The sequence below is a fragment of the Pedococcus cremeus genome, from assembly GCF_900111375.1.
Classification (GTDB): domain Bacteria; phylum Actinomycetota; class Actinomycetes; order Actinomycetales; family Dermatophilaceae; genus Pedococcus_A; species Pedococcus_A cremeus.
Genome location: NZ_FOHB01000001.1, coordinates 671,370 through 690,930 on the forward strand (window position 1 = coordinate 671,370; position 19,561 = coordinate 690,930).

General features: G+C 71.7%; 19 protein-coding genes. 10 read left to right on the forward strand and 9 right to left on the reverse strand.

Annotation, left to right across the window (positions count from 1 at the left end; genetic code table 11):
• Nucleotides 1-6 precede the first annotated feature (6 nt).
• The 5 genes from ychF to BMW78_RS03225 form a co-directional block, all read right to left on the reverse strand.
• Nucleotides 7-1,092: a redox-regulated ATPase YchF gene (ychF, locus tag BMW78_RS03205; RefSeq protein WP_091756271.1), complete on the reverse strand. Its 1,086-nt coding sequence runs from the start codon at nucleotides 1,090-1,092 to the stop codon at nucleotides 7-9.
• Nucleotides 1,093-1,104: 12 nt separating this feature from the next.
• Nucleotides 1,105-1,968, reverse strand: a complete 864-nt coding sequence (locus tag BMW78_RS03210; protein ID WP_091756274.1) for a thioesterase family protein — start codon at nucleotides 1,966-1,968, stop codon at nucleotides 1,105-1,107.
• 145 nt (nucleotides 1,969-2,113) lie between these two features.
• Complete coding sequence (locus BMW78_RS03215; RefSeq protein WP_177180246.1) at nucleotides 2,114-4,552, reverse strand: zinc metalloprotease; 2,439 nt, start codon at nucleotides 4,550-4,552, stop codon at nucleotides 2,114-2,116.
• A gap of 7 nt (nucleotides 4,553-4,559) precedes the next feature.
• A complete protein-coding gene (locus tag BMW78_RS03220; RefSeq protein ID WP_091756276.1) occupies nucleotides 4,560-5,255 on the reverse strand; it encodes a peptidoglycan-binding protein in 696 nt (231 codons plus the stop codon).
• A gap of 189 nt (nucleotides 5,256-5,444) precedes the next feature.
• Nucleotides 5,445-6,341 (reverse strand): NUDIX hydrolase, encoded by an 897-nt coding sequence (locus BMW78_RS03225; protein ID WP_091756277.1) that lies wholly within the window; start codon nucleotides 6,339-6,341, stop codon nucleotides 5,445-5,447.
• Nucleotides 6,342-6,390: 49 nt separating this feature from the next.
• On the opposite strand from BMW78_RS03225, the gene BMW78_RS03230 reads away from it, so the two are divergent.
• Entirely contained in the window at nucleotides 6,391-7,599 is a 1,209-nt protein-coding gene (locus BMW78_RS03230) for a DNA recombination protein RmuC (protein WP_091756567.1), read from the forward strand.
• A gap of 50 nt (nucleotides 7,600-7,649) precedes the next feature.
• Nucleotides 7,650-8,678 (forward strand): hypothetical protein, encoded by a 1,029-nt coding sequence (locus BMW78_RS03235; protein ID WP_091756279.1) that lies wholly within the window; start codon nucleotides 7,650-7,652, stop codon nucleotides 8,676-8,678.
• A 4-nt stretch (nucleotides 8,679-8,682) separates the two neighbouring features.
• Here BMW78_RS03235 and BMW78_RS03240 read toward each other — a convergent pair whose 3' ends face one another.
• The 3 genes from BMW78_RS03240 to BMW78_RS03250 form a co-directional block, all read right to left on the reverse strand.
• Nucleotides 8,683-9,306, reverse strand: coding sequence for a DUF1989 domain-containing protein (locus BMW78_RS03240; protein ID WP_091756281.1), 624 nt, complete (start codon nucleotides 9,304-9,306; stop codon nucleotides 8,683-8,685).
• Nucleotides 9,303-10,019, reverse strand: a complete 717-nt coding sequence (gntA, locus tag BMW78_RS03245) for a guanitoxin biosynthesis heme-dependent pre-guanitoxin N-hydroxylase GntA (RefSeq protein WP_091756283.1) — start codon at nucleotides 10,017-10,019, stop codon at nucleotides 9,303-9,305. The genes BMW78_RS03240 and gntA overlap by 4 nt, the downstream gene beginning before the upstream one ends.
• 123 nt (nucleotides 10,020-10,142) lie before the next feature.
• Nucleotides 10,143-11,156, reverse strand: a complete 1,014-nt coding sequence (locus BMW78_RS03250; protein ID WP_091756285.1) for a 4-hydroxy-3-methylbut-2-enyl diphosphate reductase — start codon at nucleotides 11,154-11,156, stop codon at nucleotides 10,143-10,145.
• Nucleotides 11,157-11,400: 244 nt separating this feature from the next.
• On the opposite strand from BMW78_RS03250, the gene BMW78_RS03255 reads away from it, so the two are divergent.
• The 3 genes from BMW78_RS03255 to BMW78_RS03265 all read left to right on the forward strand — a co-directional run bounded on the left by BMW78_RS03255 (nucleotide 11,401) and on the right by BMW78_RS03265 (nucleotide 13,409).
• Complete coding sequence (locus tag BMW78_RS03255; protein WP_091756286.1) at nucleotides 11,401-11,790, forward strand: VOC family protein; 390 nt, start codon at nucleotides 11,401-11,403, stop codon at nucleotides 11,788-11,790.
• A 133-nt stretch (nucleotides 11,791-11,923) separates the two neighbouring features.
• Nucleotides 11,924-13,162, forward strand: coding sequence for an exodeoxyribonuclease VII large subunit (gene xseA, locus BMW78_RS03260; RefSeq protein WP_245735627.1), 1,239 nt, complete (start codon nucleotides 11,924-11,926; stop codon nucleotides 13,160-13,162).
• Between the two features lie 10 nt (nucleotides 13,163-13,172).
• Complete coding sequence (locus tag BMW78_RS03265) at nucleotides 13,173-13,409, forward strand: exodeoxyribonuclease VII small subunit (RefSeq protein ID WP_091756569.1); 237 nt, start codon at nucleotides 13,173-13,175, stop codon at nucleotides 13,407-13,409.
• Nucleotides 13,410-13,467: 58 nt separating this feature from the next.
• Here the strand turns inward: BMW78_RS03265 and BMW78_RS03270 are convergent, their stop codons facing one another.
• Nucleotides 13,468-14,025, reverse strand: a complete 558-nt coding sequence (locus tag BMW78_RS03270; RefSeq protein WP_245735628.1) for a DUF4245 domain-containing protein — start codon at nucleotides 14,023-14,025, stop codon at nucleotides 13,468-13,470.
• 94 nt (nucleotides 14,026-14,119) lie between these two features.
• Here BMW78_RS03270 and glpX point away from each other — a divergent pair, with 94 nt between their 5' ends.
• From glpX to BMW78_RS03295, 5 genes are all read left to right on the forward strand, one after another.
• Complete coding sequence (gene glpX, locus BMW78_RS03275) at nucleotides 14,120-15,166, forward strand: class II fructose-bisphosphatase (RefSeq protein WP_091756292.1); 1,047 nt, start codon at nucleotides 14,120-14,122, stop codon at nucleotides 15,164-15,166.
• Nucleotides 15,167-15,177: 11 nt separating this feature from the next.
• Complete coding sequence (locus BMW78_RS03280; RefSeq protein ID WP_091756571.1) at nucleotides 15,178-16,122, forward strand: carbohydrate kinase family protein; 945 nt, start codon at nucleotides 15,178-15,180, stop codon at nucleotides 16,120-16,122.
• Between the two features lie 198 nt (nucleotides 16,123-16,320).
• Nucleotides 16,321-18,018 (forward strand): fumarate hydratase, encoded by a 1,698-nt coding sequence (locus BMW78_RS03285; RefSeq protein WP_091756294.1) that lies wholly within the window; start codon nucleotides 16,321-16,323, stop codon nucleotides 18,016-18,018.
• Between the two features lie 13 nt (nucleotides 18,019-18,031).
• Nucleotides 18,032-18,532 carry a beta-class carbonic anhydrase gene (locus BMW78_RS03290; protein ID WP_091756295.1) on the forward strand — a complete coding sequence of 167 codons (501 nt, stop codon included), beginning with the start codon at nucleotides 18,032-18,034 and terminating at the stop codon, nucleotides 18,530-18,532.
• A 184-nt stretch (nucleotides 18,533-18,716) separates the two neighbouring features.
• On the forward strand, nucleotides 18,717-19,484 hold the full coding sequence (locus BMW78_RS03295) for a helix-turn-helix transcriptional regulator (protein ID WP_091756297.1): 768 nt from the start codon (nucleotides 18,717-18,719) through the stop codon (nucleotides 19,482-19,484).
• The last annotated feature ends 77 nt before the right edge of the window (nucleotides 19,485-19,561 follow it).

The following is a 19,561-nucleotide window of genomic DNA, read 5'->3' on the forward strand; positions in this document are numbered from 1 at the left end:
GGGGGTTTACACGTTGAAGCGGAACTCCACCACGTCGCCGTCGGCCATCACGTAGTCCTTGCCCTCCATGCGGACCTTCCCGGCCGCCTTGGCGGCGTTCATCGAGCCGGCCTCGACCAGGTCGTCGAACGAGACGATCTCGGCCTTGATGAAGCCGCGCTGGAAGTCGGTGTGGATGACGCCCGCGGCCTGGGGGGCGGTCCAACCCTTCCGGATCGTCCAGGCGCGCGACTCCTTCGGCCCGGCAGTCAGGTAGGTCTGCAGCCCGAGGGTGTGGAAACCCTTGTGCGCCAGCTGGTTCAGCCCCGGCTCGGAGACACCGACGGACTCGAGCAGCTCGCGCGCCTCGTCCTCCTCCAGCTCGGCCAGCTCGGACTCGAGCTTGGCGTTGAGGAAGATCGCGTCGGCCGGCGCGACCATGGCCGACAGCTCCTTCTGCAGGGCCTCGTCGGTCAGCTGGTCCTCGTCGACGTTGAACACGTAGAGGAACGGCTTGGTGGTGAGCAGCCCCAACTCCTTCGCGAGGTCCATGTCGACACCGGCAGCCGCGCCCGCGGCATACAGCGTCTCGCCCTCCTCGAGCAGCTTCTGGGCGGCGAGGGCGGTGTCGAGCACCGCCTTGTCGGTCTTCTTGCCCTTGACCTCCTTCTCGAGGCGGGGCACGGCCTTCTCGAGGGTCTGGAGGTCGGCGAGGATCAGCTCGGTGTGGATGGTCTCGATGTCGTCCTTCGGCGAGACCTTGCCCTCGACGTGGTGCACGTCGTCGTCATGGAAGGCGCGCACCACCTGGCAGATGGCGTCGGCCTCACGGATGTTGGCGAGGAACTTGTTGCCCAGCCCCTCCCCCTCGGACGCGCCGCGCACGATGCCGGCGATGTCGACGAAGGAGACCGTGGCCGGCAGCACCCGCTCGGAGCCGAAGATCTCGGCCAGCGTCTGCAGGCGCGAGTCCGGCAGCGGGACGACGCCGACGTTGGGCTCGATGGTCGCGAACGGGTAGTTCGCGGCGAGCACGTTGTTCTTGGTCAGCGCGTTGAAGAGCGTCGACTTGCCGACGTTCGGGAGACCGACGATTCCGATAGTGAGAGCCACGGGTACAGGAGTCTACCGGCGCGGGGAGGTGGCCCTTGCCAGCTGCCGTGAGAGGGCCACCAACCGGCCCTCGCTGTCCCACACCTCGGCGTCCTCCTCGAGGTACCCGCCGGAGAGCGTGCGACTGGTGAGGTTGACCCGCAGCCATCCCGGGGCGGGCCGGCAGCGCACGTGCGCGGTGAGCTCCAGCGTCGGCGTCCAGCCGGGCAGGCCGAGCTCGAAGGCCACCGGCGGCAGTGCGTCGACAGCGAGCAGGAGCAGCAGCGGGTCGGGCTCCCGCCCGTCGGCCATGCGGAACCAGCCGCGGATGACGCCGTTGCCCGACGGCTTGCCGACCGCCCAGCCGGTGGTGGCCGGGTCGAGCCGCAGGTCGAGCCGCTCGAGCAGCGTGGCGTGCTTGAGGAACTGCGGCGGTGCCTGCGCGGCAGATACGCACGCCTCCGGGTCCGGCAGCTGCGGCGGTGTCGCGGTGGTGGTCGCGTCACCGTCGACCGCCGCCAGGTCTCCGTAGGTCGCCAGCACCCGCACCCGCTCGACCTCGCGGCCGGTCTCGTCCTCCTGCACGAGGGAGGCCTGCCCCGTCGAGACCGCCCGCCCGCGGCGCACCGTGTCGGTGCGCACCGTGACCGCGCCCGGCACCCCGGGGGTCAGGTAGTAGGCGCTGATGGCCATCGGGTCGGAGTGCCCCGGTATGCCGTCGGCGGACGTCTCGCCGAGCTCGCGCCTGAGCGCGTGGCCGGCAAGGGCGAGCAGCAGCCCGCCGTTGATGCCGCCGCCGATGCGCCAGCCCTCGCCGAGCTGGCCGCGGTAGGTCCCGGGCTCACCGTCGGCAGCGTCCAGCGCGATCTCGCGGTCGAACTCGCTCTGAGCGGACATCACGCCTCCTGGCTGCGCGGGCAACGGACCGGACCCGGCCCTCGGACAGTCTGCACCGGCACCGGGCCGGTGCCGGCAAGAGGGTCACGGCGCCGTCGCCAAGGGTCAGGACGCCGTCGCCAGGGTCGGGGCGCCGGCGCCAGGGTCAGGGTGCCGTCGTCTCGGCGGCGGCAACGGTGGCGGTCTCCCCTGTCACGGAAGCGCTCGCCGTGTCCGTTGGGACCGGGGTGGTCGTGGCGGAGTCCTCCGGCTCCGCGGTGGAGCTTGGGCTGGGGCTCGAAGAGGTCGCCGTGGCCGTCGAGCCGGGCGCGGTGGCGCCGTCGGTGCTCCCGGGGCCGGCCGTCGCCGTACTGTCGGGCTCGGGACCGGTGGTGCTGGCCTCCCCCGTCGACGTGCCCGTCGGGGCTGAGGTCGAGGAGGGAGCTGACGTCGTGGAACCGGTGGGGTCGACACCCACGATGTCCAGGATCTGCCGCTCGTAGTCCGTCAGTCGCGCCTGGATCTCCGAGAGTGAGAGGTCCTCCAGGCTGGCCCCGAATGCGGCAATCTCCTGCCACAGCGCCTGGAGCTGGGCCATGGTGGCCGCGTCGGGCGCCTCCGGGACCGTGACGACCAGCTGCCGGGCGACCGCAGCCGTCACGCACTCGACGCAGGCGTAGTTGAGCGCGCCGGACAGGTTCTGCGGCACCACGACGTCGGCCGACCCGACGATGAGGACGACCTGGAAGGCCACGGCGACGGTGCGGCAGCCGGTGCAGCTCGCGAAGGCGTAGGCCTCGTTCGTGTTGAGGACGGTGTCGTCATCGGCCCAGACGAGCGCGAAGGCGACGTCATAGACCGTGCTGCCATCGGTGGTGTTGACCGCCAGGGCCTGGTTGTCGCCCTCCCCCGGCGGCAGCGGCCGGTTGAAGGGGAAGACCCACGTCGGTGCCGCCTGCCCCGATCCCGGAGCACCAGAGCCGCCCGATGCGTCAGAGCCGCCCGCCGCGCCGGAACCGGTCCCCTTTCTGGGCACCAGCACGACGGCCAGCTGCGGGGCGTCAGCCGAAGGCAGCTCGGCGTCGGCGGGCCAGATCGTGCGCGCGGTTCCTCCGCGTCCCTCGACGAGACCTGAGGGCGTGGTGCTGCGCAGCGAGGCCGGCAGCACGTCCTGCACGACGCCCCGCTCGTAGGGACGGATCGGCCGGTAGGTGCCGGCGTCGGGCCACCAGGCCCAGGCCAGGCCGGCGACGATGGCAGCCGCCACGACACCGGCCACCGCGCGACGCCCGGGGCGTCCCTCCGTGGCACGCCAGGTGCGCCGCACCACCTGGGTGGTCGTGCGCCCGATGATGAGCAACGTGCCAGCTGTGGGGAACGCGATCGCCACGAGCGAGAGCACCCGAACCCCCACGCCGGCGACGTCGCCCTCTCCGAACTGCTCTCCGAGCAGTGACGCCTGTGCCGACAGGCTGTGCGCCGCGGTTCCCAGCATCCTCGGCAGCGCCAACACCATGAGCACGAGAGTGGTCGCCAGCATGGGCACCACCACGACCACCCAGGTCGTGACGACAGCCCGCGCCCACGGCTTGAGCACCGACGCCTCCGGTGACCTCCAGCGCCCCGGGAGCAGCCCCTTCAACGTCGGGCCGATGCGGTGGTAGAGGTCGGGTACCCCGGTGACGTCCGCCAGGACGTGGTAACCGTCGAACCGGACGAGGGGAGCCAGCTGCCGCAGCATCTGCAGCACCTGGGTTGCGATGATGAGCAGCACCGCGTCCCACCCGGTGGCCCACCACAACCCGAACATGACGAGGGCGACGATGGCGTTGAAGTACAAGCCGCCGAGGTCGGTGCGAACGCGGCCGGCCCGACCGAGGCGGTAGCTGTCGGTGACGTCGGTGTAGAAGGCCGGCCAGACGAGGTAGAGACCGGTACCCATGGCGCCCGGCGTCGCCCCGCCGTACCGCGCCGCCGCCGCGTGCCCGAACTCGTGGAACCCGGCGGAGACGACCGTCAGCGCGAAGACGACCAGGAGGAGCACCGGCTTGTCGAACGCCTGGTGCGCCGCTGAGGCCAGTCCCTTGCCGAACAGCAGCCAGCCGCAGACGGCGACGAAGGCCAGGCAGACGATGGCCACCACCAGTGGGGCGAAGAGCCAGGCAAAGGGCGCCGTCACGCGGTTGGTGACCGAGGGGTCGGACACCACGTAGCGAAAACGCAACGCCAGCAACGGGTTCGTGCGTTTCAGCGTTGGCTCTGACCCGTCGGCGCGACGGAGCGCTCCGAGCGTCCTCAGTCGCTCGCACAGCGTCTGCACGTTCTCCGCCGTGACCTGTCGACCGATCGCAGGTCCCACGACGGCGGCGATCTCGCCGTGGTCCCGCCGTCCATCGACGGCGGACAGCACGGCATACAGCAAGGGCGTCAGCGTCATGACCTGGCCGTCGCCACGGCGCACCAGGGACGGTGCTTCCTTGTAGCCGGAACCCGGGATCTCGCCGATCAGCTCGAGCCCGGTTGCGCGGACCGGCACGTCGGCCGGCGGCGCCGCCCCCGCAGCGCCGCCGGCCGTCGTGCCACTCGCCTCGTGGAGCGCACTCACGCGAGGCCTACTGGTTGATGTCGGACGTCTGGTTGGTCGTGGCTGCGGCGTCGGCGTCGATGTCCTGGCTGATGATGGCGTCCTGCTGGGCCACCGCGACGGCGTCCGAGTCCACCGACGCCACGTTGGCCGCGACGGCGGCGTCGATCGGGGCGGCGACGTTGGCGTTGGCGGCGACGGCGCCACCGATCGGTGCGGCGAGGTTGAGGTCGGTCGCGACGTCGACGTTCACGTCGAGCAAGTCACCGTCGAGCACCGACCCGGTGTCGGTCGGGTCGGTCGCGTCGACGCTGGTACCCGAGCCGGTGGTGCCGTCGGTGGTGCCGTCCGTGGTGCCGCCGGCGGAACCGTCGGTGGCGCTGTCCGTGCCCGACGGGTCGGCAGCCTGGTCGATCCCGCTGTCCTGGTTGCCCTCCGCCACGGCCTCGCCCGTGAGGCCTTGGTCGATCATGACGCCCTGGTCGGAGAGCGCCTGCGCCTGCGAGCCACTCGAGAGCACGTTGGCACCCACGGCAGCATCGATGGGCGCGGCGACGTTGGCGTTGGCGGCCACCGCCAGGTCGATGGGTGCCGCGGCGTCGAGGCCGAGGTCGAGGTCGGCGTTGAGGTCGAGGAGGCTGATGACCTCCTTGTCAGGAAGTGCGGTGCCGCCTTCCGCGGCAAGCTCCTCGTCGGAAAGCGGTTGCAGCTCTGCGTCGCTCATGGTTCTCCCCTGGTCGCGGCCGCGCGGGATCACCGCACGGCCCTAGTTCGAAGACTGGTGCCTCGTCCACGCCGTTCCCCGGATGCGTCGGACGACTCCGGAGCCTAGGGGCGGACTCGAAGGCCCACCACTCGAGCGGCGAGGGGAGCCGCCTCCAGCACGCGCCGCACACGGGATGAGACGCGGCGGTCAGAGCGCCGGCAGGCCGTCCTCGAGGTATGCCGTGGGGCCGGCATACGAGGACAGGAAGGCCAGCAGCCGCTGGTTGTAGGGGGCGACGCGTTCCTCGAGCTCTTCCTCGCCGACCCAGTGGACTGCTCGGATCTCCCTGGGCTGCAACGCCGCTCGTGCGACAAGGTCGTCGGCCACCACGCCGAGGTCGAAGACGAACACGGTCGCGTCGGTCCACCCCCGCCACGGCGGCAGCCAGTTCACCGCGAGCAGGCCCTGCGGCCGCACCTCGACGCCGAGCTCCTCGCGCACCTCACGCACGACGCACTCCGACGGCGACTCCATCGGGTCGACCACCCCGCCGGGGAGATCCCACTCGCCCTTGTAGGTGAGCTCGCACAGCAGCACCTGTCCGGCGTCGTTGCGCAGCACGCCCTGGGCGATGGCGCGCTTGGTCGGCAACGTCGCGTTGAGGATGCCGATGAAGCCCTCGCGCGTCCCAGGGTCGGGGTCGTCGCGCAGCCGGCCGAGCACCACGGTGTCGTGCCGCTGGTCACCGAGCGTGGTGTTGCCCCGCATCACGCCCTCGCGCCGCAGGCCGGAGCGCTGGGCCACCCGCAGAGCGGCGCGGTTCAGGGGGTTGACGTGGGCCTCGACGCGCTCGAGTCCGAGCTCGTCGAAGCCGAACCGCACGAGCATCCGCACCGCCCGCGACGCGAGCCCCCTCCCGCGGTAGGGCTCGTCGACCGCGCAGGACAGGACTCCGACGTGGTGGTCGCGCAGCTCGACCCCGACCGACCCCACGGGCCGGCCGTCCCACTCGCAGACGAAGCGCAGCTGTTCCTGCGCGGGGTCGTCAGGGCCGCACGGCCGCAGCACCAGGTCGCCGTCGGCGATGGCGGGCTGGTCGGGCATGCGGCCAGCCTACGGCGGGCTGTCGGCGTTCGCTGGCAGGGTCTGCGTCATGGATCTCGTGCTCGCCCTGCTCGCCGGCCTGGTGCTCGGCGCTCTCGCCTCCGCCGTCGTCGTCCGTCAGCTCGGTGCCGTGCGGGCCGCGGCGACGACCGCCGAGCGCGACCTGCTGCGCGAGCGGGTGCTCGACCTCGAGGCGGCGCTGGCCGACGACGCCCAGACCGCGGCCGCGCTCGCGCCGCTGCGCGACACCCTCAAGCGCGTCGAGACCCAGGTCGGCACCTTGGAGCGCGACCGCACCCACCAGTTCGCCGCGCTCGAGCGCACCATCGCCCAGGTGCACGCCTCCACCACCTCGCTCGACCGCCAGACCCAGAGCCTGGCCGGCTCGCTCAACGCGTCCACGGTGCGTGGCGCCTGGGGCGAGGTGCAGCTGCGCCGGGTGCTCGAGCACGCCGGGCTGCTCGCCCGGTGCGACTTCGACGAGCAGGTATGCCGCGTGAGCCGGCACGGCAAGCAGGTGCGCCCCGACGTCGTGGTCCAGCTGCCAGGCCGCAAGCACCTCGTGGTCGACTCCAAGGCCCCCATGACCGCCTTCCTCCAGGCCCAGGCCGACGACCTGCCGGCCGAGCGGCGCGGGGAGCTGCTGCGGCAGCACGCCGCCCACCTCGAGGGCCACGTCCGTTCCCTGGCCGACAAGGACTACTGGTCGGCGTTCGAGGCCGCGCCGGAGATGGTGGTCTGCTTCGTGCCGAGCGAGGCCATGCTCTCCGCGGCCCTGTCCGCGAACCCCAGCCTGCACGAGGAGGCCATGGCACGGCGCGTGGTGCTCGTCGGGCCGGGGGCCCTGCTGGCGCTGCTGCGCACGGTGGCGTTCACCTGGCAGCAGGACGCCCTCACCGCCAACGCCCGAGAGCTCATGAAGCTGGGCCGCGAGCTCTACGACCGGCTCGGCACCCTCGGCTCGCACACCGCCAAGATGGGCACGGCCCTGCAGCGCTCGGTCGAGGCCTACAACCAGATGGTCGGCGCCCTCGAGGCCCGGGTGCTCGTGTCGGCCCGCAAAATGCGCGACCTCGACGTCGTGGAGGCCGAGCTGCCCCAACCGGCTCCGATCGAGGCCGGCCCGCGGGTGCTCACCGCCATGGAGCTCATCGAGCAGGCGACCGCCGAGGACCGTCGCCCCGACCTCGACCTCGGCCTGCGCAGGCAGAGTGACTCGCCGGCTGTTGGTGGCGAAAAGACCCGCGAGGCCGGCTGACCTGCCAGACTCTCCGCAGTCGCCACGTCGATCTGGGGGGATCCGTCCGCATGCGCCGTTCTGTCCGCAGGGCCGGCACCGGCCTCGTCGCCACCGCCTTGGCCGCCACCGTCCCGCTCGCCGGCGCGATGCCCGGCTCAGCCGCCGCGCCCGCCACGACAGGGCTTTCTCGCTCTGCGGCTGCGCAGCCACAGTCTGCTGTCGCGGCTGCCGCCCTTCCCCTCGGCTGCCAGCCGCTCGCCTCGGCGCTGATGCCGACGGGACAGCTGGCCGAGGTGATCACGGTCAATGAGCACCCCCTGCGACCCCCGTACTGGGAGGACATCTACCGCTCCATCGCCCCAGCCGGCTCGGTCACGGCCCTCGCCAGCACCTCGACCCAGTGGGACCGGGTGAACTACCCGCCCGTGTACCTCTACAGCCGCCAGTTCTTCGTGCGCAGCGGCGCCCTCTACTTCGGCTCCACGACCTACAACACCGTCAAGCAGACCAAGAGCTTCACCTCCCGTCAGGTCGGGTCCAGCTGGCAGCCCTTCCGGCACCTCGCCGACTCCTCCGATCCCTGGACCGGGTACAAGAAGGCCGGCTCGCTCTACGGCGTCAACAGCAACACCGGCACACTCAACCGCTACCGGGTGAGCGAGCAGACCTGGGGCAAGCCGGTTCTGACGCACACGGGCTCCAAGACCGGGTTCGGCAGCATCCGGTCGCTGACCCTGGCCTACCAGTACCGCCCGTGGGCCAGCGACGGGCAGGACGCGCTGCTGGCCACGACCAGCAAGGGCGCGCTGCTGCTGATCACCATGCCGCGCACGGGCTCTTTCGCCCCGCGGACCACGGTGCTGCGGTCCTCCACGTGGTACTTCGACGACCTCGCCGTCTCGAACTGCGGCTCCGGCTGGGCGCTCATCGCCGTGAAGAAGGGCGTGAAGCAGGCGCACCTCTACTACATCCCCGCCTACAACGGCTCGCGCACGCGCTTCACCTACGTCGGCCGCATCGGGACGACGTGGTCCGCCTCGCGCACTGCGGGCTTCTGGAGCGACGCAGAGGTCCCACTGCGTCAGTGGAACCCATAGAAGCTCAGTCCGAGATGGCGTAGTCGATCGGCTTGCAGACGCCGCCGTTCGACTTCTCCGCCGAGCAGGCCGTCAGCCCGACGTGCAGGTCCATCTCCGCACGCACCGCGAACCGGTCCCCCGCCTTCGACGTCGGCGGGTCGATGTGCAGCTCGCCGGTCTCGTCCGTCCACACGTTCATGAAGATGTTGAGCGTGGTGCTGATCTCGTCGGGCTCGACGCCGAACTGCTCGAGCCCCAGGCACAGGTTCTCGAAGCAGCTGGGGTGGTAGGCACCCTCGAACTCCGGGTAGAGCAGGTCGAACGTCTGCTGGCTGCACGGCGTCAGCAGGAAGTCGTGCCGCCCGCAGGTGTCCTCGACGATGGTGGCCATCGGACGGCTGCGGTTGCTGTAGAGAAGGTCGCCCGTCGTGAAGTAGACCTTGTTGCCGTAGTCGATGGTGCGCCCGCTGGAGAGCCACTCCCCGTGGTCCTCGGCACTGAACGCGAAGAAGTCGCTGACTTGTACCCCGGTCGGGTCGACCACCGTCAGCACCTGCCCGGCCCGCAGCAGGAAGCCCGTACCGGTCTGCGGCGCCATCCGCGTGAAGCCGTCGGCCGGCGAGGAGGTCGAGGCGGCTGAGGTCATGCGGGGGTTCCTTCCTTCTCGGTGGCTGCTGTGTCAGGGGCGACGGCCTCGGGGTCGGGCTCGAAGGGCGGCTCCCAGCCCTCCTCCAGCTCACGGCCGGAGTACTGGCGGGCCTCGGAGACCGAGCCGTAGTCGCTCACCATCGGGTTGACCGTGCCCTGGAGGTCCTCGTCGCGGCGTCGGATCGTGTCGCGCATCCGCTCGAAGCCACCGCTCTCCCGCAGGGCCTGGAACTGCTCGTGCAGGTTGAACACCAGCACGGGCACCGGGAACCGTCGTGCGTCGCGGGACGCCTCGGGGTTCAGGCCGACGATGAAGAACGGTGTGCCGGCAACGCTGAACCCGAAGTGAGGGTCGCTGGGGTCGGCCGACACCTCCGGCGCCCACGGCTCCTCGTCGACGTCGTGGAGCCGCTGCAGGAGCGCCCACAGCATCTCCTCGAAGTGCTTCTCGTCGCGCACCTGCGGGCCGCGGAAGCCCGCGACGAAGGACGCGAAGCCCTCCTCGGCGTCGACCGACCCGGTGTACTCGCGCAGCTGCTCGAACAGGTGACGGGCGGTCTCCGGGCTCTCCATGTCGTCGTGCAGGACGACCGTCGCGCGGTCGCGCCGGAAGACCGACTTCGCGCCCAGGCAGGGGTAGTCGGGTCCGAGCACACGCTCGGACAGCAGCTCCTCGAGCTCCTCGACGGAGCTCACGGCGGCATGCGACATCGGCGACCTTCCTCGGACGGGTGCACAGGCTCTGACCTGCGCACTCGAGCCTAGGTCGGCCCCAGTGGAGTCGCGCGCCAAGTGGTGGTGCGCCGGATCACACGCCAGGCGGCGGCCGATGCGCTAGTGCAGGCTGCCGGCCTCGCTGAACGAGCCGTCGTGGCGCATCTTGTCCGACATGCCGCGCGCCTTGAGGTCGCGACGGATCTCGTTGGGCAGGGCGAAGAGCAGGCTCTCCTCCGCGGCCACGACCGGCTCGACGTCCTCGTAGCCGCGCTGCGCGAGGTAGTCGAGCACGTCGCGCACCAGCACCTCCGGCACCGACGCGCCCGAGGTCACGCCGACGGTCTGCACGCCCTCCAGCCAGGCCTCGTCGATCTCCTCGGCGTAGTCGACCAGGTGTCCGGCACGGGCGCCGTGCTCCAGGGCTACCTCGACGAGCCGCACCGAGTTCGAGGAGTTCCGCGAGCCGACGACGATCATCAGGTCGGTGTCCGGCGCCATCTGCTTCACCGCGAGCTGGCGGTTCTGGGTGGCGTAGCAGATGTCGTCGCTCGGCGGGTTCTGCAGCTTGGGGAAGCGCTCCTTCAGCCGCCTCACCGTCTCCATGGTCTCGTCGACCGACAGGGTGGTCTGCGAGAGCCACACGACCTTCTCCGGGTCGCGCACGGTGACGTTCTCCACGTCGTCGGGGCCGTCGACGAGCGTGATGTGCTCAGGCGCCTCGCCGGAGGTGCCGACGACCTCCTCGTGGCCCTCGTGGCCGATCAGGAGGATGTCGTAGTCGTCACCTGCGAACCGGACGGCCTCACGGTGCACCTTGGTCACCAGCGGGCAGGTCGCGTCGATCGTCTTGAGGCTGAGCGCCTTGGCCTCCTCGTGCACCACCGGCGCGACGCCGTGGGCTGAGAAGATCACGGTGGCACCCTCGGGCACCTCGTCGGTCTCCTCGACGAAGATGGCGCCCCTCTTCTGGAGGGTGGTCACGACGTGCTTGTTGTGGACGATCTCCTTGCGCACGTAGACCGGCGGCCCGTAGAGCTCCAGCGCCTTCTCGACCGTCACCACGGCCCGGTCGACGCCGGCGCAGTACCCACGCGGGGCAGCCAGCAGGACACGTTTCGAGGCAGAGGTCATGCCTCCATGGTAGGTGGCGGGTCCGGAACGCCCGAATCCGCGAGGCCGGTATGCCGCCGCCGGTGACCCGAGGTCTGGGACCTGGGCCAACCCCGCGTTCTTGACCCGAAGTCTGGGACCTCGGGCCAACCCGGCGCTCTTGACCCGAAGTCTGGGACTTCGGCAGCCCTTGGGCCGCCGACCGCGATCCGGTATGCCGCGCCCCCGGTCGCGAGGCCGGCCGCCTGCGGGTAGGCAGGGAGCCATGATCCGCGGACGCACCCCGGCCAGCCCGCTCGGCATCACCCTCGACGCCGCCGACGCGCAGGCCCTCGCCCGCTTCTACCGCGACCTGCTCGGGTGGGAGCTAGTCGAGGACACGTCGGCCTGGTGCACCCTGCGGGCACCCGGCTCACCGGTCACGCTCGCGGTCAAGGGCGAGCCGCTGCACCAGCGACCCACCTGGCCGGCCCGCGAGGGGGCCCAGCAGATGCAGGCCCACCTCGAGCTGCCGGTGGACGACCTCGACGGCGCCGTGCACGATGCCGTCGAGCTCGGCGCGGAGCTGCCCGGCCACCAGCCGCAGCCCCACGTGCGTGTCCTGCTCGACCCCGCCGGCCACCCGTTCTGCCTCTACACCGAGCCAGACGCCTGAGCCGCGCCTGCGCGCCTGTCCGCCCGCGGTGCACCACGCCCGTCCGCCAGTCGCCCCGCGACGCACCACCCCCGTCTGCGCCCGGGCGTGGTGCGCCGCCCCTCCGTCGGCGTCGGCTCCTAGAGTGGCGTCCGTGACGCCGCCAGACCTGCCCGAGCGGGCCGCCGACACCACGGCCGACCAGCCCTGGCCGGTGCGGCTGCTGAGCATGCGGATCGCCGAGTACGTCGAGAAGATGTCGGTGCTCTGGGTGGAGGGCCAGGTCGTGCAGCTCACCCGCCGGCCCGGTGCCCGCACCGCCTACCTCACGCTCCGCGACCCCGACGTCGACATGTCGCTGTCGGTGGCGATCCAGGTCAACGCGCTCGACGCGATGCCCACGCCGCTCAGCCAGGGCGCGCGGGTCGTGCTCCAGGCCAAGCCGGTCTTCTGGACCCAGCGTGGCTCCCTGATGCTCGACGCCCGCCAGATCCGGCCGGTCGGCGTGGGTGAGCTGCTGGCCCGCCTCGAGCACCTCAAGCGCACGCTGGCCTCGGAGGGCCTGTTCGACCGCGAGCGCAAGAAGCCCCTCCCCTTCCTCCCCCGCACCGTGGGGCTGGTCTGCGGCCGGGCGAGCGCGGCCGAGAAGGACGTCGTGGAGAACGCCCGCCGCCGCTGGCCGACCGTGCGCTTCGCCATCCGCGAGGTCGCCGTGCAGGGCCCGACCGCCGTCACCGAGGTCACCGCGGCCCTGGCGGAGCTCGACGCCGACCCCACGGTCGAGGTCATCGTCATCGCCCGTGGCGGTGGCTCGGTGGAGGACCTGCTGCCCTTCAGCAACGAGAGCCTGCTGCGCGCCGTGGCGGCCGCCCGCACGCCGGTGGTCAGCGCCATCGGGCACGACGTCGACAGCCCGCTGCTCGACCACGTCGCCGACTGGCGGGCCTCGACGCCGACCGACGCCGGCAAGCGGGTGGTGCCGGACGCCGCGGACGAGCGCCGCGGCATACAACAGTCGCGCGAGCGGGGCCGAAGGGCGCTGGCCGGGCGCATCGCCGGCGAGCGGCGCCACCTGACCTCGCTGCGCTCCCGCCCCGTGATGGCCGACCCCACGGCGATCATCAGGGCGCGTCGCGAGGAGCTCGAGGCCCTGCGGCAGCGTTCCCGGCACCGCGTCACCGCGGCCGTGCACCGCGCCGCCGACCAGGTCGCGCACCTGCGCGCCCAGGTGCGCACCCTCTCTCCCCTGTCCACGCTCGAGCGCGGGTATGCCGTGGTGCAGCACGCGGACGGACGGATCGTCATGGACCAGGCCGACCTCGAGGTCGAGGAGCTCCTGCGGGTGCGGGTGGCCCGAGGGGACTTCGCGGCCCGTGTCGTGGGGCTGCCCTAGGGTGTTCGCCATGGCGAAGGACACCCAGGCGCCCCCAACCCCGGCCGAGGAGTTCCCCGACATCGCGGAGCTGCCCTACGAGGCCGCGCGCGACGAGCTCGTCTCGATCGTCGCCCAGCTCGAGGGCGGCCAGGCCGGCCTCGAGGAGAGCATGCGTCTGTGGCGGCGGGGCGAGGCCCTGGCCGCCCACTGCAGCACCTGGCTCGACGAGGCGGAGGCCTCGCTGGCCGGCACCGACGAGGAGTGACCGGCCGAGGAGTGACCGGCGGAACTGTGACCAGCCGAGGAGTGCCGAGCCCGGGCGACTAGCTCGTCGGCTTGACGACCTGGAGCTTCTCCGCGAAGGCCTTCAGCTCGTCGAACGTACCCGTGCCGGTGATGAGGGTGGTCAGCCCGTCGGCGGTCTTCCGGGTGTCCAAGAGGCTGCGCTGCACCTTGGGGGTGCGCTCGAACGTCGTCCAGGTCCGCTCGGCCGCCTGCACCTCACCGGTGCGCTTGGCGCGGTTGGTCTGCGCCTCGATCCACCCGCTGGTGGCGCCCTTGGTCTGCTCGAGCGCGACGTAGTTGCCGCTGGGGGCGGTGTAGCCGGCATGCCAGGTCTGCAGCCCGTCGGTGCTGCGGACGTAGCGGACGCTGGTGGCCTTCCACCCCTCGGGCAGGCCGACCGGCTGCGAGATGCCCCAGCCGCTCTCCCGGGCCACGCCGACGGCGGCCGCGCCCACGTCGACGGGCGGCTGCGAGATGGTGCTGACCCGCGGCACGATGGCGATGAGCAGCGCCACGAGGGCAGCCACCACCAGCAGGGAACGGGCCATGTTGGACACCGAGCCGGAGGCGTAGGAACTGCGGGGCGACGTGCTCACCCCCATATGGTCCCTGACGGTCACCTCTCCGCGCGAACCGCCCCACCCCGCTAGAGTCGGGCGCATCACCCGCTGCCGCGTGAAGGAATGCCGCATGCCCGAAGACACCCTCCCCAGTGCCCTCCGCGTCGGTGGGGAGGCGCCGGACCGCAACCTCGCCCTGGAGCTGGTCCGGGTCACCGAGGCCGCGGCGATGGCCGGCGGCCGGTGGGTCGGCCGCGGCGACAAGAACGGCGCCGACGGCGCGGCCGTGGAGGCCATGCGAACGCTGATCTCGACGGTGTCGATGAAGGGTGTCGTCGTCATCGGCGAGGGTGAGAAGGACGACGCCCCCATGCTCTACAACGGGGAGCAGGTCGGCGACGGCAACGGCCCGGAGTGCGACGTCGCGGTCGACCCCATCGACGGCACCACCCTGACCGCCAAGGGCATGTCCAACGCCGTCTCGGTGCTCGCCGTGTCCGAGCGGGGCTCGATGTACGACCCGAGCGCCGTCTTCTACATGGACAAGCTGGTCACCGGGCCCGAGGCCGCCGACGTGGTCGACATCCGTCTCCCGGTGAAGGAGAACATCCGCCGCATCGCCAAGGCCAAGCGCGAGAGCCCCGAGGACGTCACGGTCGTCATGCTCGACCGCCCCCGGCACGCGGACGTCGCGCGCCAGGTGCGCGAAGCCGGCGCCCGGCTCCGCTTCATCTCGGACGGCGACGTGGCCGGCGCGATCATGGCCGCCCGCGACGACACCGGCATCGACCTGCTCCTCGGCATCGGCGGCACCCCGGAGGGCATCATCACCGCCTGCGCGATCAAGTGCCTCGGCGGTGTCATCCAGGGCCGCCTGTGGCCCAAGGACGACGACGAGCGCCAGCGCGCCCTCGACGCCGGTCACGACCTCGACGCCGTGCTCTCGACCAACGACCTCGTCACCAGCGAGAACTGCTTCTTCGTCGCCACCGGCATCACCGACGGCGAGCTGCTCCGGGGCGTCCGCTACCGCGCCGGGAGCATTACCACCCACTCCCTCGTCATGCGCTCGAAGTCGGGCACGATCCGCCTGATCGAGAGCCACCACCAGCTGGCCAAGCTGCGGGCCTACAGCTCGATCGACTTCGAGCGCAACACCGCGGCGGGCCAGGCGTGAGCGACCCGGCCGTGGACGAGCACGCTGTCACCGGTGACGCGGGGAACGACCGCGTCCTCGTCGTCGGCGAGGCCCTCATCGACCGTGTCCGCGACGCCGACGGCGACGTCGTCGAGCACGTGGGCGGCAGCCCCGCCAACGTGGCCGTCGGCCTGGCCCGGCTCGACCAGCGGGTCGACTTCGCCACCCGTCTAGGTCCGGACGCCCGCGGCACCCGCATCGCCGACCACCTGACCCGGCACGGCGTCTCGCTCCTGAGCACCACCGTCGGGGAACAGTCGACGTCGGTGGCGGAGGCCCACCTCGACGCGGCTGGGGCCGCCGAGTACACCTTCGACCTGCACTGGGACCTCCCCCACGTCGAGGTCCCGGCCGGCACGACCCACGTCCACACGGGCTCCATCGCGGCCATCCTCGAGCCGGGCGCGCGCTCGGTGGCGGCGGCCCTGCGCGACGCCCACGAGCAGGCCACGGTCTCCTACGACCCCAACATCCGGCCCGACATCATGGGCGACCTCGACGTCGTCCGTGGCCACGTCGAGGAGCTGGTCGCCCTCTCCGACGTCGTCAAGGCCAGCGAGGACGACCTGCTGCTGCTCTACCCCGGCTCGGCGGTCTCCGACGTGCTGCGCCGCTGGGGAGCGCTCGGCCCCGCCCTCGTCGTGGTGACGCGCGGGCCCGACGGCGTCGTCTTCGGTCTCAGCACCACCGGCGAGGTCGCGTCCGCCCCCACCCTGGCGCAGGCGGTCGTCGACACCGTCGGCGCGGGTGACTCCTTCATGGCCGGGCTGCTCTCCGGGCTGGCCTCGGCCGGCCTGACCGGCGCAGAGGGCCGCAAGCGGCTGGCCGACGCCACGCTGGCCGGCGTGCGGCCCGCCATCGACCGGGCGCTGGCCTGCGCGGCCGCCACCGTCGCGCGAGCCGGCGCCTACGCGCCCAGCCTCGACGAGCTCTGAGAGGTATGCCGCAGCCGGTCACCTTCGACGGCCACCCGCGGCCGGCCACCGTTGCCCCCGTGGCGTCGCGCAACCGGGGAGCCGCGGGGCCGCGCCGGCCCCGCGGCATACCACTGCGTGGAGGCGCCCGCGGGGCGCCACGGCGCCGGTCGTAGAGTGACCCCGAGTCCGCCGCGTCCCTGAGGAGCACACCTGCCCATGGCCGAGTTCGTCTACGAAGACCTGCTGCCGACCGGTCCTGACCAGACCGACTACCGCCTCCTCACCACCGAGGGTGTGCGCACGGTGGAGGGCCCGGGCGGCCGAACGTTCCTCGAGGTGTCGCCGGAGGCGCTGCGCACCCTGACGGCCGAGGCCATGCACGACATCGCGCACTACCTTCGTCCGGCCCACCTCGCCCAGCTGCGGCGGATCATCGACGACCCCGAGGCCTCCAACAACGACAAGTTCGTCGCGCTCGACCTGCTCAAGAACGCCAACATCGCCGCCGGCGGTGTGCTGCCGATGTGCCAAGACACCGGCACGGCGATCGTCATGGGCAAGCGCGGCCAGCACGTGCTGACCGAGGGCACCGACGAGGCGGCCGTCGCCCAGGGTGTCTACGACGCCTACACCAAGCTGAACCTGCGCTACTCCCAGATGGCCCCGGTCACGACGTGGGAGGAGAAGAACACCGGCTCCAACCTCCCCGCGCAGATCGAGCTGTACGCCGACACCGCGCCGGGCCACGAGAACACCTACAAGTTCCTCTTCATGGCCAAGGGCGGCGGCAGCGCGAACAAGTCGTTCCTCTACCAGGAGACCAAGGCGATCCTGAACCCCGAGCGGATGATCGCCTTCCTCGACGAGAAGCTGCGCTCGCTCGGCACCGCCGCCTGCCCGCCGTACCACCTGGCCATCGTCATCGGCGGCACGAGCGCCGAGTTCGCCCTGAAGACAGCCAAGTACGCGTCGGCGAAGTACCTCGACGAGTTGCCCACCACCGGCTCGGCCGAGACCGGCCGCGGCTTCCGCGACACCGAGCTCGAGGAGCGCGTGCTCGAGCTGACCCGCGACTTCGGTATCGGCGCCCAGTTCGGCGGCAAGTACTTCTGCCACGACGTCCGCGTGGTGCGCCTCCCCCGGCACGGGGCCTCCCTGCCCGTCGCCATCGCCGTCTCCTGCTCGGCCGACCGCCAGGTGCTCGGGAAGATCACCCCGGAGGGTGTCTTCCTCGAGCAGCTCGAGCGCGACCCGGCTCGATTCCTCCCCGAGACCACCGAGGAGCACCTCGAGGCTGCCGAGGGCGAGGCCGTCTCCGACGACGTCGTGCGCATCGACCTCAACCGTCCCATGGACGAGATCCGCGCCGAGCTGTCGAAGTACCCGGTGAAGACCCGTCTGTCGCTCTCCGGCCCGCTCGTGGTGGCGCGCGACATCGCCCACGCCAAGATCAAGGAGCGCCTCGACGCCGGCGAGGAGATGCCGCACTACCTCAAGGACCACGCGGTCTACTACGCCGGCCCCGCCAAGACGCCCGAGGGATACGCGTCCGGCTCGTTCGGCCCCACCACCGCCGGCCGGATGGACAGCTACGTCGACCAGTTCCAGGCCGCCGGCGGCTCGATGGTCATGCTGGCCAAGGGCAACCGGAGCAAGCAGGTCACCGACGCCTGCCAGGCGCACGGTGGCTTCTACCTCGGCTCCATCGGCGGCCCGGCCGCCCGCCTGGCGCAGGACTGCATCAAGTCCGTCGACGTGATCGAGTACCCCGAGCTCGGCATGGAGGCGGTCTGGAAGATCGAGGTCGAGGACTTCCCGGCGTTCATCGTCGTGGACGACAAGGGCAACGACTTCTTCGCCGAGACGGCCAAGCCCATGGCCATGAGCATCGGCAGGCGACCGGGCCTGCTCTGACAGGAGGACAGCAATGGACACCAGTGCGTTCGACGACCTTCTCGAGGCGAACCGCAAGTTCGCCGAGAGCTTCACCCTGAGCGGGTTCGACGGCGTCGCCCACGCGGGCGTCGCGATCGTCACCTGCATGGACTCGCGCATCGACCCGCTGGGCATGCTCGGGCTCAAGCCGGGTGACGCCAAGATCTTCCGCAACCCAGGCGGCCGCATCACCCCACAGGCACTCGAGGCCCTCGTGCTCGGGGTACACCTCCTGGGCGTCAACCGGATCCTCGTCATACCCCACACCCGGTGCGCGATGGCCACCCACACCGAGGAGCAGCTGCACGAGGAGGTCGGCAGGAAAGCCGGGCAGGATGCCTCCTGGCAGCCGTTCGGCGTGGTCGAGGACCAGGTCGAGGCCCTGCGGCAGGACCTCGCGAAGGTGCGCTCGCACCCGCTCGTCCCCGACTCCGTGGCCGTGGGTGGCTTCGTCTACGACGTCGACACGGGCCTGCTCGAGCCGATCGGCTGACGGCCCGCCGTCCGCGACAGGGACGACCGGGAACCCCGCCTGCGGGGCGCCCAGTCGCGGGTTGGGCCCGACGAAACCGTGCCTGCCCGTGAATCGCTCCCCCCGGGCCGATCGAGCCGGTGAACCCCTCCCGGCGGGCGCGTGACCGGCCTACCCTTGGTGACCTGACCACCCGGGAGGAGCCATGGACGACGTGCAGCGCTGGCTGGCTCTGTCGGCCGACGTCCTCGGCGAGCCCGACCCCCAGGTCGCCGAGGTGATGCTCGCCGAGGGGCTGTGCTCGTGGGGCCACGCGTACCTGACGGTGCGCGCGGTCACCAAGCCCGTCGTCCACCTCGACGAGGTCGCGGTGTACCCGCCGACCCCCTGGGAGGACACCGGCACCTGGGAGTCGGTCGTCGAGACCGGCGCGCAGGCCCACCCGCTGTACGCCTACAACGCCACCACCCGCACGTCTGCACCGACGACCATGGCCCAGGTGCTCGGCTGGGGCTGGGAGCTGCCCGAGGTGGTCTCCGCGCTGATGGAGGATCTCGGCTTCACCGAGCACCAGATGACCATCCCGCTCGCGGCGAACCCCCACGGTGCCCGTGACGCCTACGCCCTGGTCAGCGAGGATCCCTACCTCGACGACGACGTCGAGCGCGCCGCCACGCTGCAGTCGCTGGTGGCAGGCCTGGACGCGCACGTGCGGCTGCTCCGCGAAGCCCGCGCGCGTGGCGACGGCGCCCCCGACCCGCTCGGGGTGCCGCTCACACCGAGGGAGCGGGTGGTGCTCGACCTCGTCGCCCAGGGCCACACCGTCGAGGGCATCGCGACGCGTCTGGCCATCTCGCCCCGCACGGTGCACAAGCACCAGGAGCACCTCTACCGCAAGCTGGGCGCTGTGGACCGCCTCTCAGCGGTCCTCAGCGCCCAGCGTCGAGGTCTGCTCAGGTCCCCCGACCGCTGACCAGACCTGATCCCCCTGCATCGGGACCAGGACAAGCGTCGCGGCGGCAGGGCACCGGGCGCCATACGCACCAGTGC